At 71.0% G+C, this 15,850-nt stretch carries 15 protein-coding genes and 1 pseudogene; 9 read left to right on the plus strand and 7 right to left on the minus strand.

The genetic code is table 11. The features are described 5' to 3' along the window. Nucleotides 1-39: 39 nt before the first annotated feature. Complete coding sequence (locus E4N62_RS13480; RefSeq protein ID WP_184895760.1) at nucleotides 40-321, minus strand: GlsB/YeaQ/YmgE family stress response membrane protein; 282 nt, start codon at nucleotides 319-321, stop codon at nucleotides 40-42. A gap of 245 nt (nucleotides 322-566) precedes the next feature. Between E4N62_RS13480 and E4N62_RS13485 the strand changes: the two genes are divergently transcribed. Continuing rightward, nucleotides 567-950: a DUF3099 domain-containing protein gene (locus E4N62_RS13485; protein ID WP_230214271.1), complete on the plus strand. Its 384-nt coding sequence runs from the start codon at nucleotides 567-569 to the stop codon at nucleotides 948-950. Between the two features lie 230 nt (nucleotides 951-1,180). After that, entirely contained in the window at nucleotides 1,181-1,420 is a 240-nt protein-coding gene (locus tag E4N62_RS13490; protein ID WP_230214273.1) for a hypothetical protein, read from the plus strand. Nucleotides 1,421-1,438: 18 nt separating this feature from the next. On the opposite strand, the gene moaA is transcribed toward E4N62_RS13490, so the two are convergent. From moaA to E4N62_RS13505, 3 genes are all read right to left on the minus strand, one after another. After that, nucleotides 1,439-2,428 carry a GTP 3',8-cyclase MoaA gene (gene moaA, locus E4N62_RS13495; protein ID WP_230214274.1) on the minus strand — a complete coding sequence of 330 codons (990 nt, stop codon included), beginning with the start codon at nucleotides 2,426-2,428 and terminating at the stop codon, nucleotides 1,439-1,441. A gap of 185 nt (nucleotides 2,429-2,613) precedes the next feature. Next, a complete protein-coding gene (locus E4N62_RS13500) occupies nucleotides 2,614-4,239 on the minus strand; it encodes a cation acetate symporter (protein ID WP_230214275.1) in 1,626 nt (541 codons plus the stop codon). Next, nucleotides 4,236-4,592: a DUF485 domain-containing protein gene (locus E4N62_RS13505; RefSeq protein ID WP_230214276.1), complete on the minus strand. Its 357-nt coding sequence runs from the start codon at nucleotides 4,590-4,592 to the stop codon at nucleotides 4,236-4,238. Before E4N62_RS13505 ends, E4N62_RS13500 begins: the two co-directional genes overlap by 4 nt. Before the next feature lie 431 nt (nucleotides 4,593-5,023). Here E4N62_RS13505 and E4N62_RS13510 point away from each other — a divergent pair, with 431 nt between their 5' ends. The 4 genes and pseudogenes from E4N62_RS13510 (at nucleotide 5,024) to E4N62_RS13525 (ending at nucleotide 10,758) form a co-directional block, all read left to right on the plus strand. Further along, entirely contained in the window at nucleotides 5,024-6,553 is a 1,530-nt protein-coding gene (locus E4N62_RS13510) for a S8 family serine peptidase (protein WP_230214277.1), read from the plus strand. Between the two features lie 37 nt (nucleotides 6,554-6,590). Continuing rightward, a pseudogene (locus E4N62_RS13515) lies at nucleotides 6,591-8,119 on the plus strand (S8 family serine peptidase). Between the two features lie 70 nt (nucleotides 8,120-8,189). Beyond that, nucleotides 8,190-9,617: a CoA transferase gene (locus E4N62_RS13520; RefSeq protein ID WP_230214278.1), complete on the plus strand. Its 1,428-nt coding sequence runs from the start codon at nucleotides 8,190-8,192 to the stop codon at nucleotides 9,615-9,617. 100 nt (nucleotides 9,618-9,717) lie between these two features. After that, nucleotides 9,718-10,758, plus strand: coding sequence for a CopD family protein (locus tag E4N62_RS13525; RefSeq protein WP_230214279.1), 1,041 nt, complete (start codon nucleotides 9,718-9,720; stop codon nucleotides 10,756-10,758). A gap of 36 nt (nucleotides 10,759-10,794) precedes the next feature. On the opposite strand, the gene E4N62_RS13530 is transcribed toward E4N62_RS13525, so the two are convergent. Together E4N62_RS13530 and E4N62_RS13535 are read right to left on the minus strand one after the other, a co-directional pair. Beyond that, on the minus strand, nucleotides 10,795-11,478 hold the full coding sequence (locus tag E4N62_RS13530) for a lysoplasmalogenase (RefSeq protein WP_230214280.1): 684 nt from the start codon (nucleotides 11,476-11,478) through the stop codon (nucleotides 10,795-10,797). After that, nucleotides 11,475-12,398, minus strand: coding sequence for a sterol desaturase family protein (locus E4N62_RS13535; protein WP_230214281.1), 924 nt, complete (start codon nucleotides 12,396-12,398; stop codon nucleotides 11,475-11,477). Before E4N62_RS13535 ends, E4N62_RS13530 begins: the two co-directional genes overlap by 4 nt. Before the next feature lie 190 nt (nucleotides 12,399-12,588). Here E4N62_RS13535 and E4N62_RS13540 point away from each other — a divergent pair, with 190 nt between their 5' ends. The 3 genes from E4N62_RS13540 (at nucleotide 12,589) to E4N62_RS13550 (ending at nucleotide 14,764) form a co-directional block, all read left to right on the plus strand. After that, the gene (locus E4N62_RS13540) at nucleotides 12,589-13,587 is read left to right on the plus strand and encodes a DEDDh family exonuclease (RefSeq protein ID WP_230214282.1); all 999 of its coding nucleotides are present in this window, start codon (nucleotides 12,589-12,591) and stop codon (nucleotides 13,585-13,587) included. A gap of 80 nt (nucleotides 13,588-13,667) precedes the next feature. Continuing rightward, entirely contained in the window at nucleotides 13,668-13,901 is a 234-nt protein-coding gene (locus E4N62_RS13545) for a hypothetical protein (protein WP_078853751.1), read from the plus strand. Nucleotides 13,902-13,960: 59 nt separating this feature from the next. Then, nucleotides 13,961-14,764, plus strand: coding sequence for an SURF1 family protein (locus E4N62_RS13550; protein WP_230214283.1), 804 nt, complete (start codon nucleotides 13,961-13,963; stop codon nucleotides 14,762-14,764). Between the two features lie 37 nt (nucleotides 14,765-14,801). On the opposite strand, the gene E4N62_RS13555 is transcribed toward E4N62_RS13550, so the two are convergent. Then, entirely contained in the window at nucleotides 14,802-15,620 is an 819-nt protein-coding gene (locus E4N62_RS13555) for a hypothetical protein (protein ID WP_230214284.1), read from the minus strand. Nucleotides 15,621-15,850 lie beyond the last annotated feature (230 nt).

Consider the following 15,850-nt stretch of genomic DNA (forward strand, 5'->3'; position numbering starts at 1 on the left):
TGTGGTCGCTCGCGCAGTTGCCCGCGCCCCTTACGGGGCTCAGACCCGTCGTTGTTTTCTCTTGCCCAGGGTCGCCATGTACGCCATGTCGCCCAGGGCCACGATGGCGATCGCTGCGACGAGCTGGAAGATGTGGCGGCTCCAGTCGATGCCGGCGGTCTCCTCGACGCCGAAACCGCGTGCGATCGCGTTGCCGAGGACGGCGCCCAGCATGCCGAAGATCGTCGTCAGCCAGAGCGGGCTGTGCTGCTTGCCCGGGAGGATCGCCTTGGCCAGCAGGCCCAGTACGAATCCCACGATGATCGCCCACAACCAGCCCATGGCTGCCTCCTCGTACGGCTCGACGCGAGCATTACGCCCAGTGTCGGCCCGGCTGCGGTACGCCGCATGTCGGGCACCGCTGTACGCGCTACGGCGCATGTCCCGCACTCTCCGTGGAAGGTGACCCGGTCTCGTGGGCGGCGCAGACGCGGCGTAACGTTGAGCTCGTCCGGACCGCGTTCCCTGGAGCGGACACGGGCGGGAACGGGCCGGGTGCCTCCGATACAGGCAGGTGGTGGAACGCGATGCGGAAGCATGGCAACGTCGAGGTCTTCCGGATCACGGGTGCCCGGCAGGGCCTCGCCGACGACGTCCGCGGCCGACAGCGTCGCTACATCATCTCGATGTCCGTGCGCACCCTCGCGGTGATCGCCGCCGCGGTCCTCTGGAACGTCGAACGGCACGTCGCGGTCGTGGCGCTGGTGCTCGGCGCGGTGCTGCCGTACATCGCCGTGGTGATCGCCAACGCGGGCCGGGAGAACGCGCCCTCGCTGCCGTCCACGTTCGTGCGGGCGCCCATGCGACCGATGATCACGCCGCCCGCGGAATCCGTCCCGGAGGACTCCGCGGCCGACCCTGCGGCCGACAGCGCGGCGGGCCGGCGGAGCGAGCCGCGCGAGCGGGCCTGAGCTCCGGCCCCGAGACCGTCCGTACGAAGCGGAATCCGGCCACCCGCCAAGCTCAAGAAGAGCTCAGATCAATCATGTAGTTCCTGTGCCGGGCAGAGGCCTACCCGTGACATACTTCGTACGCGCTCCGCATCCCCCGTCGGAGCGACAGACCGACGCCGGGCAGCTCCCCCCGTGGCTGCTCGGCGTCGCCTTTTCTACGGCCGGATCCCTGCGGCTAGGGTCGACGTGTGAACATCCTCAACGTCCCCGGCTCCGATCCGTCCTCCCCCATCTGTTCGGCCAAGGGCTGCCGGGCCGACGCGGTCTGGGTGCTCGCCTGGAACAACCCCAAGCTGCACACGCCTGAGCGGCGCAAGACGTGGCTCGCGTGCGACGAGCATCGGGAGCATCTGTCGCAGTTCCTGGGCGTGCGGGGCTTCTTGAAGGATGTCGTCGAGCTGGAGAAGTGGGAAGCGCCCGAGGGGTAGGGGCCTGGGGCGCGGCTGTCAGCCCCCGATCGCCGACATCGGGCGGTCGGGCTGGACGAACGACGGGTCGTCGAGGCCCGCGCCCGCCTTCTTGCCCCACATCGCCAGGCGCCAGATGCGGGCTATCTCCTCGTCCGGGGCGCCGGAGCGCAGCGCGGCGCGCAGATCGGTCTCCTCGCGGGCGAAGAGGCAGGTGCGGACCTGGCCGTCGGCGGTGAGGCGGGTGCGGTCGCAGGCGGAGCAGAAGGGGCGGGTGACGGAGGCGATGACGCCCACGCGGTGGGGGCCGCCGTCGACCAGCCAGCGTTCCGCCGGGGCCGAGCCGCGTTCGTCCTGGCCCTCGGGGGTGAGGTCGAAGCGGGCACGCAGGGAGGTCAGGATGTCGCCGGCGGTCACCATGCCGTCGCGCTTCCAGCCGTGCTGGGCGTCCAGGGGCATCTGCTCGATGAAGCGCAGCTCGTACTCGTGCTCCACGGCCCAGGCCAGGAGGTCGGGGGCCTCGTTGTCGTTCAGGCCCGGCATCAGGACCGAGTTGACCTTGACGGGGGTCAGGCCGGCGTCGCGGGCGGCCTGCAGGCCCTCCAGGACGTCCTTGAGGCGGTCGCGGCGGGTGAGGGTCTTGAAGACGTCCGGGCGGAGGGTGTCCAGGGAGACGTTCACCCGGTCCAGGCCCGCCGCCTTCAGGGCCGTCGCCGTGCGCCTGAGGCCGATGCCGTTGGTGGTCAGGGACATCTGGGGGCGGGGGGCGAGGGCCGCCACGCGCTCCACGATGCCGACCAGGCCGGGGCGCAGGAGCGGCTCACCGCCGGTGAAGCGGACCTCCTCGACGCCCAGGACGCGGACGGCTATGTCGATGAGACGGACGATCTCGTCGTCGTCGAGCAGGTCGGGCTTGGCCAGCCACTGCAGGCCCTCCTCGGGCATGCAGTACGTACAGCGCAGATTGCACCGGTCGGTCAGCGAAACCCTCAGGTCGGTGGCCACTCGGCCGTAGGTGTCGATGAGCACGTGGGCCCCCTCCCTCGCGGCGGATCACAATCGTTCGACATCTGCGAGCCTACGTGACCGCGCTGACAACATCACCGGCCCGATCGCACGAGACGCGGCGAGTAATCGCCGTAGGTCCCTACGACCCGGGCAGCACGCGGGGCCGCCGTAGGGATCTACGGCGGCCCCGTGCGCGGTGGGCCGGATCAGTGCGCGCCGGTACCCGTGAGGGAGCGGACCTCCAGCTCGGCGTACTTGGCCTCGTCCGGCTTCTCCTTGGACAGGACGGTGCCGAGGAAGCCCATGAGGAAGCCGAACGGGATGGAGATGATGCCCGGGTTCTTCAGCGGGAACCAGGCGAAGTCGACGTCCGGGAACATCGCCTTCGGGTCGCCGGAGACCACCGGCGAGAACAGCACCAGGCCGACGGCGACGATCAGACCGCCGTAGATCGACCACAGCGCGCCCTGGGTGGTGAACTTCTTCCAGAAGAGGCTGTAGAGGATGGTCGGCAGGTTGGCGGAGGCCGCGACCGCGAAGGCGAGCGCGACCAGACCGGCCACGTTCAGGTCGCGGGCGAGGGCGCCCAGGCCGATGGAGACGATGCCGATGAAGACGGTCGCCCAGCGGGCGGCGCGGACCTCCTCGGCACCGGAGGCCTTCCCCTTGCGGATGACGTTGGCGTAGATGTCGTGCGCGAAGGAGGACGACGAGGCGAGGGTGAGGCCGGCGACCACGGCGAGGATGGTCGCGAAGGCCACCGCCGAGATCGTGGCGAGCAGGATCGCGCCCCAGGCCGAGTCGACACCGCCGAGGTGCAGGGCGAGCAGCGGGGCCGCCGTGTTCCCCGATGGGTTGGAGGCGATGATCTCGTCCTGGGAGATCAGCGCGGCGGCGCCGAAGCCGAGGGCGATGGTCATCAGGTAGAAGCCGCCGATGATGCCGATGGCCCAGTTCACGGACTTACGGGCGGCCTTGGCGTTGGGCACCGTGTAGAAGCGGATCAGGATGTGCGGCAGACCGGCGGTGCCGAGGACCAGGGCGATGCCGAGGGAGATGAAGTCCAGCTTGGATGTGCCGGTGGCGCCGTACTGGAGGCCGGGCTCCAGGAAGGCGGCGCCCTTGCCGCTGTTCTCGGCGGCGGTGCCGAGCAGATCGGAGATGTTGAAGTTGAACTTCAGCAGCACCAGGAACGTAATGAGGAGCGTGCCGCCGATGAGCAGCACGGCCTTCACCATCTGGACCCAGGTGGTGCCCTTCATACCGCCGATGGAGACATAGACGATCATCAGGATGCCGACGAGGGCGACGATGAGGATCTTGCCCGCGTCGGAGGTGATGCCGAGGAGCAGCGAGACGAGGACGCCCGCGCCCGCCATCTGGGCCAGCAGGTAGAAGATCGACACGACGATCGTGGAAGTGCCGGCGGCGGTGCGCACGGGGCGCTGGCGCATGCGGTACGCGAGCACGTCGCCCATGGTGTAGCGGCCGGAGTTCCGCAGCGGTTCGGCGACCAGGAGCAGGGCGACCAGCCAGGCGACCAGGAAGCCGATGGAGTAGAGGAAGCCGTCGTAGCCGAAGAGCGCGATCGCGCCGGCGATGCCGAGGAACGACGCGGCGGACATGTAGTCGCCGGAGACGGCGAGGCCGTTCTGGAAGGCGCTGAACTGGCGGCCGCCCGCGTAGAAGTCGGCGGCGTCCTTGGTCTGGCGGCCGGCCCAGACGGTGATGCCGAGGGTCGCCAGGACGAACAGCGCGAACAGGGTGATGATGAGCGGCCGGTGCTCGCTGGCCTCGTTGGCCGCGAGGAACGTCTGCTGTACGGGGCTCATGCGCCGCCCTCCATCCGGGACTTGATCGCCTCGGCCTTGGGGTCGAGCTTCGCGGCGGCGTGCTTCGAGTACCACCAGGCGATGAGGAATGTGGTGACGAACTGTGCGACGCCGAGGATGAAGGCGACGTTGATGTTGCCGAAGAGCTTGGTGCCCATGAAGTCGCCCGCGTAGTTGGAGAGCAGGACGTACAGCAGGTACCAGGCGATGAAGCCCACGGTCAGCGGGAAGGCGAACGAGCGGTAGGAGTGGCGCAGTTCGGCGAACTCGGCGCTCTCATGGACCGCGGCGAACTCCTCAGGTGAGGGGAGGTGATGCTCTGCCTTCGCTGGGGGCGGTGCGTCGGTTGCCACGGAGTCTCCTCGCGTCTGAGCCGCCTTCTCGACGGTGGGCGGTGACGTTTTCGCCGTCGGATCGGGGGACGGACTGGGTTCGGACATGGGGTCGGCTCTGTTCCTTCGGTGACGGGTGCGCGATCGTGCTCGCGCTCCCTGCTCAACGTCACGGCGGCACACGAGGACCGGTTCAACCGTGCGTGTTTCTTTCGAAAACCGATTCGGAAAGCGCCGCGGGAGCCGTACACGTTCGACACGCGGCCGTGGGGAAACGGCCGGGAGGTGCGGTGACTTCGAGGGTTACCCCTCTACTTCGGCCTCCCGCCCGTGAAGTCATTGCTGGCCGGCGACGACCAGGGATAGCTTCGGGCTGCACCACCAACGTCATGTACCTGCCCGGGCACCCGTGTGTCTCGGGCCGGTTTCTTTGAGGATGATGTGGAGATCCCATGGCTCATCTGCGCTCCAGACGACAGCTCGCACTCGCCGTGCCGGTCGTCCTGTCGCTGACCGCCTCGCTCGGTTTCCTGCCGGGTGTCGCCTCGGCGGCCCCGGTCACGGAGTCCACCGCCGCGACCGCGGAGGGCCCGAACCTGTCGTACGTCGTGAACACGAAGACGGACAAGCGCACGATCGCCTCCGTGCAGAAGGCGATAACCAAGGCCGGCGGCAAGATAGTGGTCACCTACGCCAAGATCGGCGTGATCGTGGTCCACTCGACCGACCCCGCGTTCGGTGCGACGATCCGCGCGGCGCGTGGGGTGCAGTCCGCCGGTGCCACCCGGACCTCGCCGCTGACCCCTGCCGGCACGACGGACGTGGGTGCCGTCGACATGCTGACGGACGCGGAGGCCGCGAAGGTGAAGGCCGCCTCGGCGGACATCCCCGACGCCGAGCCCCTCGAGGCCGACCAGTGGGACCTGCGCTCGATCGGCGCCGACCAGGCCGCGAAGATCGACGACGGCAGCAAGAAGGTCACCGTCGCGGTCATCGACACGGGCGTCGACGACACCCACCCGGACCTCGCGCCGAACTTCTCCAAGTCCCAGTCCGCCAACTGCAACGGCGGTGTCGCGGACACCAGCGAGGGCTCCTGGCGGCCGTACACCCCGCAGGACTACCACGGCACCCATGTGGCCGGTGAGATAGCCGCGGCCCGCAACGGCGTCGGTGTCGCCGGTGTCGCGCCGGGTGTGAAGGTCTCCAGCATCAACGTGACCGACCGCGCCAGCGGCCTCTTCTACGCGGAGTCCGTCGTCTGCGCGTTCGTCTTCGCCGCCGACCGCGGCGTGGAGATCACGAACAACAGCTACTACGTGGACCCGTGGCTCTACAACTGCGTGGACGACCCGGACCAGGAAGCCATAGTCGACGCGGTGAACCGGGCGCAGAAGTACGCCACCCGGAAGGGCACCCTGCACCTGGCCTCGGCCGGCAACTCCAACCACGACCTGGCCTCCGACGCGATCCTGGACGCGTCCAGCCCGAACGACACCACACCGGTCGAGCGCACCATCGACCCGAGCGAGTGCTTCGACGTGCCGACCCAGCTGCCGGGCATCGTCACGGTCAGCGCGACGGGTGTGAAGAACGAGAAGTCGTTCTACTCCACGTACGGCAACGGCGTCGTCGACATCGCGGCCCCGGGTGGTGACAGCCGCTACCAGATCCCGGACACGCCGTCGAAGAACGGCCGCATCCTGTCCACGATGCCGAACGGCGAGTACGGCTACCTCCAGGGCACCTCGATGGCGTCGCCGCACGCCGCCGGTGTCGCCGCGCTGCTGAAGTCCACGCACCCGTGGGCCTCCCCGAAGCAGCTGCAGTGGCTGCTGAAGGCCCAGGCGGACGAGCAGGCCTGCCCGACGTCGTACGACCAGAACGGCGACGGCGTCCAGGACGCGGTTTGCGAAGGCAGCCCCAGCGTGAACGGTTTCTACGGGTTCGGCATCGTCAACGCCCTGAAGGCCGTCAAGTAACCACAGCGGCGAGCAGCCACGGCGAACTGGAGACAGCATGGCAGCGCCTCTCAAGCGCTCCCGTCGTCCGACCGCGATCCCGCTGGGGACGGCCATGGCGACCGCGCTGCTCGTCGTACCTGACATCACGGCCTCGGCGGCCGAGTCGGCCGGATCGGCCGCCTCGGCCGGTCAGTCCGACGCGCCCGGGCTCAGCCATGTCGTCAACGTGCGCGCCGGGCACGGGCCTCCGCGCACGTGAAGAAGGCGATCGCGGAGGCCGGCGGCACGATCGTGACGTCGTACGACCGGACCGGGGTCGTGGTCGTCCACTCCGCGAACCCCGGCTTCGCCGCGGAGATCCGTGAGGTGCGGGGGGTCCAGTCGGCCGGTGCCACCCGCACCGCGCCGCTGCCCGCCCAGTCGACCACCGACGTGGGCACCCCGAAGGTGCTGACCGCCGAGGAGGTCGCCGACGTCGAGGCGGCGGACGGGCAGGACCCGCTGGAGCCGTTGCAGTGGGACCTGCCGGCCATCAAGGCCGACAAGGCCCACGAGGTGTCGCTCGGCAGCCGGGACGTCACGGTCGCCGTCATCGACACCGGTGTCGACGACACGCACCCGGACATCGCGCCGAACTTCGACCGCGACGCCTCCGTCAACTGTGTGACGGGCAAGCCCGACACCAGCGACGGGGCCTGGCGGCCGGGGCCCACGGAGAGCGCGCACGGCACCCATGTGGCCGGTGAGATCGCCGCCGCGAAGAACGGCGTCGGTGTCACGGGTGTGGCGCCCGGGGTGAAGGTGTCCGGCATCAAGGTGTCGACCACCGCCGGCTACTTCTACACGGAGGCCGTTGTCTGCGGCTTCATGTGGGCGGCCGAGCACGGTGTGGACGTCACCAACAACAGCTATTACACCGATCCCTGGTACTTCAACTGCAAGAACGACCCGGACCAGAAGGCACTGGTGGAGGCCCTCGGCCGGGCGACGAAGTACGCGGAGAAGAGGGGCGCGGTCAATGTCGCCGCGGCCGGCAACGAGAACTACGACCTCGCGGCCGACGAGATCACCGACCCGGTCTCCCCCAACGACTCGACGCCGTCGGACCGGGTGATCGACCCGTCCGAGTGCCTCGACATCCCGACCCAGCTGCCGGGTGTCGTCACGGTCGCCTCGACCGGCGCCAAGGGCATCAAGTCGTCCTTCTCCAACCACGGTCTGGGCGTGATCGACATCGCCGCACCCGGCGGCGACTCGACCCGCTTCCAGACCCCGGCCCCGCCCGCCACCAGCGGACTGATCCTGGGTCCGCTGCCCGGCGGCAGGTGGGGCTACATGGCCGGTACGTCGATGGCGTCGCCGCACGTCGCGGGCGTCGCGGCCCTGATCAAGTCGACCCATCCGCACGCTCCGGCCGCCCTGGTCAAGGCCCTGCTGTACGCCCAGGCCGACGCCACGCCCTGCACCGACCCGTACGACATCGACGAGGACGGCAAGGTCGACGCGGTCTGCGAGGGGCCGAGGAACTACAACGGCTTCTACGGTTTCGGCACCACGGACGCGCTGGACGCGGTGACCAGGTAGGGATCTCTCCACGGACGTCGGGCCGGGCGGTGGTACACCGCCCGGCCCTTCCGTTGCGTAGGTTCGGATCATGACTGACATGGATGGTGTGTGGGCGGCCCTGGGCGGCGATCCCGCTGTGCTGCCGAGGGTCTCGACCGTCGTACGGAGCGGGGTGCTCGACGCCCGGCTGCCCGTACGGGAGCTGGCGCGGACCTGCGTCGGGGTGTGCGCGCTGGCGGCGGCCGAGTTGGGCGCGCGCCGGGCCGGGCTCGCCGAGGTCCCCCGGGTGCGGGTGGACGACGGGGCGGTCGGTACGGCCTTCGTGAGTGAACGTCATCTGCTGATCGACGGGCGGGCGCCGGTCAACTTCGCGCCACTGTCGCGGTTCTGGCGGACGGCGGACGGGTGGGTGCGGACGCACGCGAACTATCCGCATCACCGGGAGCGGCTGCTGTCCGCGCTGGGCGTGCCTGTCGGTGAGCTGCCTGATGAGGGAGTGCCCGCCGTCGGCTCGGCGCTCGCCGAACGGTCGTCCCTGGAGGTCGAGGAGGCCGTGTGCGCGGCCGGGGGTCTGGCGTTCGCCCTGCGGACGCCGAAGGAGTGGGCGGCGCACGAGCAGGCGGCGGCCGTGCGGGAGCGTCCGCTGGTCGAGTGGCGGCGGTGGGACGGCGCCGGCGCCTCACGCGCGCGTGTGTTCGGTACCGGGGCGGAGGTGTCCGCACCGGCCGCCGGGGTGCGTGTCCTGGACCTGACCCGGGTCATAGCGGGACCGGTGGCCACGCGGACGCTCGCGCTGCTGGGCGCGGACGTGCTGCGGATCGACCCGCCGGGGATGCCCGAGATCCTCGACCAGCACGCCGACACGGGTTTCGGGAAGCGGTCGGCGACGCTCGATCTGGCCGCGGACCCCAAGGCCTTCGAAGCACTGCTCGCGCAGGCGGACGTCGTCGTCACCGGATACCGGCCCGGCGCGCTGGACCGCCTCGGACTGTCGCCCGAGGCGCTGGTCGAGCGGCGGCCCGGGCTGGTCGTGGCCCAGCTCTCGGCGTGGGGCACGTACGGGCCGTGGGCGGGGCGGCGGGGCTTCGACAGCCTGGTGCAGGTGCCCACGGGCATCGCGGCGGTCGAGGGTTCCCTGGAGCGGCCGGGCGCGCTGCCCGCGCAGGCGCTGGACCACGGGACGGGGTATCTGCTGGCGGCGGCCGTACTGCGGGCGCTCACCGAGCGGGTCGACGGGGGCGGCGGTCGCGTCGTCCGGCTGGCGCTCGCGCGTACGGCGGCCTGGTTGACGGACGGCGTCGAGCCCGACCCGGACAGCCCCGGAAGCGGTGACGGGCGCGCGGACTACGACGGCCCGGAGGCGTGGCTCGCCGAGCGGGACAGCCCGCTGGGACGGCTCCGGTACGCACGGTCACCGGTCTCCTTCGAGGGCGGGCCGGAGGACTGGACACGGCCGCCCGGGGTCTGGGGAGCGGACGAGGCGCGCTGGGGTCGCGTCGAGTCGAGTCGGCATTGAGTCACCCGCAGCCCGGAACCGCACACATGGGCGAAATATCGAACTGACGATTGTTTTCCGGCACTTGCCCGGTTCTGGTACGGCTGGTGAACTTTCCGGGGTGAACCTGACGAGACGCACGGCGGCGGCGACGGAAGCGGAGACGGCGGGGCCTGAGCGGCGGACCGGCCTGACCGGGAGAGGGATCCGGCGGGCCGTCGTCATGCTCCTCCTGGTCACCGTGGGGGCGCTGATACCCCTGTTGGGGCCCCGGATGGCGCTGGACGGCACCGGTGAGGCCGGGGCACCCGGGGCCGGTGGGATCGCCCTGCTGCGGACCGTACTGCTGGTGGCGTTGTGCGTGCCGGCGGGTGAGCTGTTCGTGGCGCTGCTGGTGCGGCGGGTGCCCGGCGCGCCCGGGCAGGCGCCGCGCAGTTGGGCACCCTGGGCCGCCGGGGCCGGTCTCCTGGCCTCGCTGGGGCTCGCCTCGGTCGTGGCCACCGGCAATCTGGTACCGGACTCCCCCGCCGACATCGACGTGGGCGGCCTCTACGAGACCCGGGACGGCAAGCTCGCCCTCCTGGAGGTCAACGCCTTCGCGGCGGCCGGTCTGCTGGCGCTGTCCCGTCGGCCGGCCGCCCAGGCACTCCCCCTGGCCGCCGTCGTCGTCGCGGAGGCACTGCGCGCCCACCCGACCACGGACTACCACGACCCGCTGGTCGGCACCGCCCTGACCGTGGTTCACCTGACGTGCGCGGCGCTGTGGGCCGGCGGACTGCCGCACGTGCTGCGGACTCTGCGCACGCGCACGTGGCGCTCGTCGGGGCCGGGCACCGCGCTGCTGGGGCTCTACGCGCGCGCGGCCGCCGTTCTGCTCGCCGCGGTCACCGCCACCGGGGTGTGGAGCACGCTGCGCCGGATGCCGCCGGGCACGGTCCTCGACCAGATGACGGAGACGGCGTACGGGCGCGCCCTGTTCGCCAAGGTCCTGCTCGTGGCCGGCGTCGCCGTGCTGGCCCTCTGGGCGCGGCTGCGGCTGCGCCGCACGACCGACGATCCCCTCGACGCCTGCGCTCCCGCACGCGCGGAGGTGGTGGTGCTGGGCGCGGTCGTCGCGGTGTCGGCGCTGTTGACGGCGTTGCCGCTGCCGATCCGCTGGTGAGGGCGACGTGCGGCGGGGGTGCGCCGCGCGGGCCGGTCACACGGCGGGCCGGGCCACCTCCCCCTCCGCCGGGGTGCCCTCGGGGCGCGCGCCGGGGGTGCCCAGGACGCCCCGGGTCAGCAGGTACTGCGCCGCCAGATAGGTGAGCATGATCCACAGGTCGGGGCGGGGCGGCTGCGGCCACTCGGCGACGCCGGTCGCGATGAGCATGTCCGACACCACGAAGAGAGCGCCGCCGAGCCCCGCGACGAGCCCGAGCCGGGTGGCGGCCCACGCCATCGTGGTCAGCAGGGCGCTGTACCCGGCGACGGGGAGACGTAGCTCGGCCGGCAGAACGGGCCACAGACTCGCGACGGCGACGACCAGGGCGAGGCCGTACGCGACACCGAAGGCCGCACCGTACGCGCGCCGCCCGGGCTTGCCGAGTCCGGCGAACAGCACGAGGTAACAGACGTGCCCCGCCGCGAAGGAGGCCATCCCGGCGAGGAAGGCCGGTTCGGCGTCGGAGAGGAGCAGTACGTCGCCGCCCCAGCCGAACAGCAGGGCGACGATCAGCGGGCGGGGCGCGCCGCGCGTGTACGCGTACACCGCGAGCAGGGGCATCAGCAGGGATTTGGCGACGAGGTGCCCCACGTCGAAGCCGGCGGCCAGGGACCCGAGGTCGACGCCGACGACGACCCCGAAGGCGATGAGGAGGACGGACTCCCTGCCCCGCCTCACGCGACGGTCTTCGAGGACGAAGATGACGGCGTCGGGGTCGGGGTCGTGGCCTGGGCCGGGCTCGGGGACGGTGTGAGGGCCGGGATCGGCTGTGCGGGCTTCCAGCCGGGCCCCCCGAAGACCCGGCCCGCCCGCTCACCCCAACCGCTCGCCCGTCTCAGGTCCTTGGCGATGGCGACGTACTCGTGCGTGGCGACCCGCAGCGGGTTGTACGTGTCGATGTTCTTCGTCAGGCCGTACACCGGCCGCTCGGTCTCCTCGACGAACGAGCCGAAGAGCCGGTCCCAGACGATGAGGATGCCGCCGAAGTTGCGGTCCAGATAGCCGCCCTGGGAGGCGTGGTGGACCCGGTGGTGCGAGGGCGTGTTGAAGACGAACTCGAAGGCGCGGGGCAGCTTCCCGATGCGCTCGGTGTGGATCCAGAACTGGTAGACGAGGTTGACGGAGGAGCAGAAGGCGAGCGCGGCCGGGTGCACACCGAGGGCGATGAGCGGGACGTAGAAGGGCCAGACCGTCCAGGTCGTCCAGGGCTGCCGGAGGGCGGTGGTGAGGTTGAACTTCCGACTGGAGTGGTGGACGACGTGACAGGCCCAGAGGATCCGGATCACGTGGTGGCCGCGGTGGGACCAGTAGTAGAAGAAGTCCTGCGCGAGCAGCATCAGCGGGATGGTCCACCACAGGACCGGGACGCGCAGCGGGGTCAGTTCGTGGATCACGGTGTAGATCGCGACGATCGGGATCTTCCAGAGGAAGTCGAAGGCGAGGCTCCCGAGCCCCATACCCACGCTCGTCGCGGCGTCCTTCGCCTCGTACCCCGCGGCGTCCTCGTCCGGATGGATCCGGACGCTGATCACCTCGATCACGGTGAGCAGCACGAAGGCGGGTATCGACCAGAGCACGACATCGGGCAGGTTCGGCATGGGGGCACGGTAGAACCGCTGGTGGACGGGGGCTAGACGTTGTTACTGACAAGTATTTCCGGCGGTACGCGCTTGCTTCTTGGTGCTCTCCACCAAACCGGGGGACGGTGCGGCAGCTGTCACTCCGTCACTTGGGCCGCTCCGGCGCCGGGTAACGAGCTGTCAGTCGGGGCCCGTATCCTCAGGGACCATGCTCGAAGACCACACGACCGCAGCGTCGCAAGCGCCTTGGCCGACCGCGTACCCACAGGGGTACGCGGTCGTGGACGTGGAGACGACCGGGCTGGCCCGGGACGACCGGATAATTTCCGCGGCTGTGTACAGACTGGACGCGCGGGGCGAGGTCGAGGACCACTGGTACACGTTGGTGAACCCGGAGCGGGACCCGGGGCCGGTGTGGATCCACGGGCTGACGAGCGATGTGCTCGAAGGGGCACCGCTGTTCAAGGAGATCGCGGAGGAGTTCTCCGCGCGGCTCGCGGACCGTGTGCTCGTCGCGCACAACGCGGTGTTCGACTGGTCGATGATCGCCCGGGAGTACGCGCGCGCGGAGACCGAGGCACCGGTGCGCCAACGGCTGTGCACCATCGCGCTGTCGAAGGAGCTGGGGCTGCCGCTGCCCAACCACAAGCTGGAGTCGCTGGCGGCACACTTCGGGGTCGTGCAGCAGCGGGCGCACCACGCGCTGGACGACGCCCGGGTGCTGGCGGAGGCGTTCCGGCCGAGTCTGCGGGTCGCCGCCGCGAGCGGTGTACGGCTGCCGCTGCACGAGTGCCGGCCGCTGACCGAGTGGCGAGACAGCCCCGCCGCGCCCCGCATCGGACAGCAGGCGGGCCCCGGAGGCGGCTACGGCGGTTACCGGCCCACCAGTTGGCGGCCCGCGCGGAAGCGACCCGCGTGCCCCTACCCCAACCCCGGGCGTTTCGAGGACGGCAAACCGCTCAAACAGGGCATGCGGGTCGCCTTCTCCGGGGACACCTCGGTCGAACGCGATCTGCTGGAGGACCGTGCGATCGAGGCGGGGCTGCATGTGGCGACGAGCCTGTCCCGGGTGACCAGTCTGCTCGTGACCAACGACCCCGATTCGAACACGTCGAAGGTGGTCAAGGCCCGGCAGTACGGGACGCCGGTGGTGGACGAGGCCGCGTTCGGGCAGTTGCTCCGCGACGTCGCGCCCGCCGACGAGTGACCCGTACGGACGGGTGATTGCCGGGCGACTCGCCCGGCATCCGCTCGCCCACGCGGTGACGACGGCTCACCCTGTGGCGCATGGCGAGATGCGAAGTTTGCGGCAATGACTACGGAATGACCTTCGAGGTCCACGCCCAGGGCGCGGTGCACGTCTTCGACTGCTTCTCCTGCGCGATCCACCGCATGGCCCCCATCTGCGAGCACTGCCGGGTGCAGATCATCGGCCAGGGCGTCGACGTCGACGGCCACTGGTACTGCGGCGCCCACTGCGCGCGGGCCGAGGGGAAGGCGGGCATCGTCGACAAAGTCTGAGCACCTGCGAGTGCGCACCCGCCCGAACACGCCCCACGACCGAGTTGTACGGTCGTGGGGTGTACCGCTTCCTGTTGTCCCGGCAGTGGGTGATCCTCGCGCTGGTCGCCCTCGTCCTGATCCCGACCATGGTCAGGCTGGGTTTCTGGCAGATGGATCGCTACGAGGAGCGCAGCGCGCGCAACCAGCTCGTCGCCGACGCGCTGGCCGCGAAGCCGGTGCCCGTGGAACGGCTGACCTCACCCGGGCACACCGTCACCAGCGCCGAGCGCTACCGCACGGTGACCGCGAAGGGCCGGTTCGACACCGATGACGAGGTCGTCGTCCGCCGCCGGGTCAACGCCGACGACGAGGTCGGCTTCCACGTCCTGACCCCGTTCGTGCTCGACGACGGCAAGGTGCTGCTCGTCAACCGGGGCTGGATCCCCGCGAACGGTCCGAGCCAGACCGCGTTCCCCGAGATCCCCGCACCGCCCGCCGGCGAGGTCACCGTCACCGGGCGCCTGATGCCCGACGAGACGACCGAGGCGAGCGGCATCAAGGACCTCAAGGGCCTGCCGGACCGGCAGATCATGCTGATCGACAGCGAGCGGGAGGCGAAGCGCCTCGGGGTCCAGGTGCTCGGCGGCTATCTCGCGCAGACCGAGCCCGAGCCCAAGGGCGACACCCCGCAACAGCTGGGCAGCCCCGGTGACGAGAACGCCGCGCTGAACTACGCCTACGCCCTGCAGTGGTGGCTCTTCGCCCTCGGCGTTCCCGTCGGCTACGTCGTCCTCGCCCGCCGGGAGCGCCGCGACCGCGCGGAGGCGGCGGCCGCGGCGGAGGCCGAGGCCGAGAAGGAGAGCGCGCCGACCCCGGTGTAGGTGTGGTTGCCCACGCCGGTGCCGGCGCCCGTGCCGGTCAGGCGTGGGTCGAGCGCTCCCGCCAGTACGTGAACGCGCGTTGCGGCTCGGGGAGCAGGTCCCACGGGTGGCGGGTCATATGGCGGCCCAGGCGTACGAAGACGGGGGCGGCCTCGGCCGGGCGGTGGGCGCGGGTGAGGGCGAAGGCGAGGGTGTTGAGGTCGGTGACGGCCTCGGCGTGGGGGGCGATGCCGACGTCGAACCAGCCCTTGAGGGCCAGGTCGATCTCGTGGACGGACCGGGGCTCGTTCCAGTTGCCGCCGCCCGAGCCGAGGGCGTCGACGGGTGTCGATCCCTGACGGTGGGCCATGAGTTCGACGCGGGCCGCCACCGGGAGCAGGGCCAGCGGTGAGCCGTGGGGTGCGCGGGCGGCGGCCTGCCAGGCGAAGTCCATCATGTCGGGGACCGTGCCGTGTGCGCGCGGGGACAGATAGCGCAGCAGCCGGTGGTAGGACGTCCGGAGCCAAGGGGCCCGGTCGACGGCTTCCGTCCATACGGGCACGGCGTCCTTGACCGGTACGGCGCAGGTGTCCATCAGGGACAGCAGCGCCAGCCAGGGGGTGGGGTCCTCGGGGCAGGCCTCGGCGGCGCGGAGGCAGGCGTGTTCGGCGCGGCGGACGGCGGCCCGGTCGGTGGCGGCGGTGCGGTGCGACTCGACGAAGGCGCGCAGGGTGAGGGCGTCGCCGTCGTCCGGGCGGTCGGCCGTCCAGCGCTGGGGACGGCGGCGGGGAGGCGTCGGGCCAGTACGGCGAGGCGGTGGGCTCGGCGGTCCCAGTCCCGGCCGGTGGTGCGGAGGAGGTCGGCCACGGGTTCCCACGGGGCGGGCGGGCCGGCGCCGAGGCCGTGGAGTTGAGGGGTGGGGCGAAGTTCGGTCAGGGTCCTGTGCAGGGGTCGTCGTCGAGTTCGGGGCGGATCAGGAGGGAGGGTCGGCGTCTCAGCATCTCTGGATCCGGGGGTCGGAGGGGGTGGGTTCGGGTGGGTTCGGGTGGGTTCGGGTGGGTTGTCGAAGGTGCGGGTGCGTGGGGCTGGTCGCGCGCGCCCCTGAAA

The organism is Streptomyces sp. MNU76, from assembly GCF_020982545.1.
GTDB lineage: Bacteria > Actinomycetota > Actinomycetes > Streptomycetales > Streptomycetaceae > Streptomyces.

What these genes read in the sequence shown, in the direction of transcription:
- E4N62_RS13480 (WP_184895760.1), bottom strand. Translation starts at nt 321, where the DNA reads ATGGGCTGGTTGTGGGCGATCATCGTGGGATTCGTACTGGGCCTGCTG.
- E4N62_RS13485 (WP_230214271.1), top strand. Translation starts at nt 567, where the DNA reads ATGCGGAAGCATGGCAACGTCGAGGTCTTCCGGATCACGGGTGCCCGG.
- E4N62_RS13500 (WP_230214275.1), bottom strand. Translation starts at nt 4,239, where the DNA reads ATGAGCCCCGTACAGCAGACGTTCCTCGCGGCCAACGAGGCCAGCGAG.
- E4N62_RS13510 (WP_230214277.1), top strand. Translation starts at nt 5,024, where the DNA reads ATGGCTCATCTGCGCTCCAGACGACAGCTCGCACTCGCCGTGCCGGTC.
- E4N62_RS13520 (WP_230214278.1), top strand. Translation starts at nt 8,190, where the DNA reads ATGACTGACATGGATGGTGTGTGGGCGGCCCTGGGCGGCGATCCCGCT.
- E4N62_RS13535 (WP_230214281.1), bottom strand. Translation starts at nt 12,398, where the DNA reads ATGCCGAACCTGCCCGATGTCGTGCTCTGGTCGATACCCGCCTTCGTG.
- E4N62_RS13540 (WP_230214282.1), top strand. Translation starts at nt 12,589, where the DNA reads ATGCTCGAAGACCACACGACCGCAGCGTCGCAAGCGCCTTGGCCGACC.
- E4N62_RS13545 (WP_078853751.1), top strand. Translation starts at nt 13,668, where the DNA reads ATGGCGAGATGCGAAGTTTGCGGCAATGACTACGGAATGACCTTCGAG.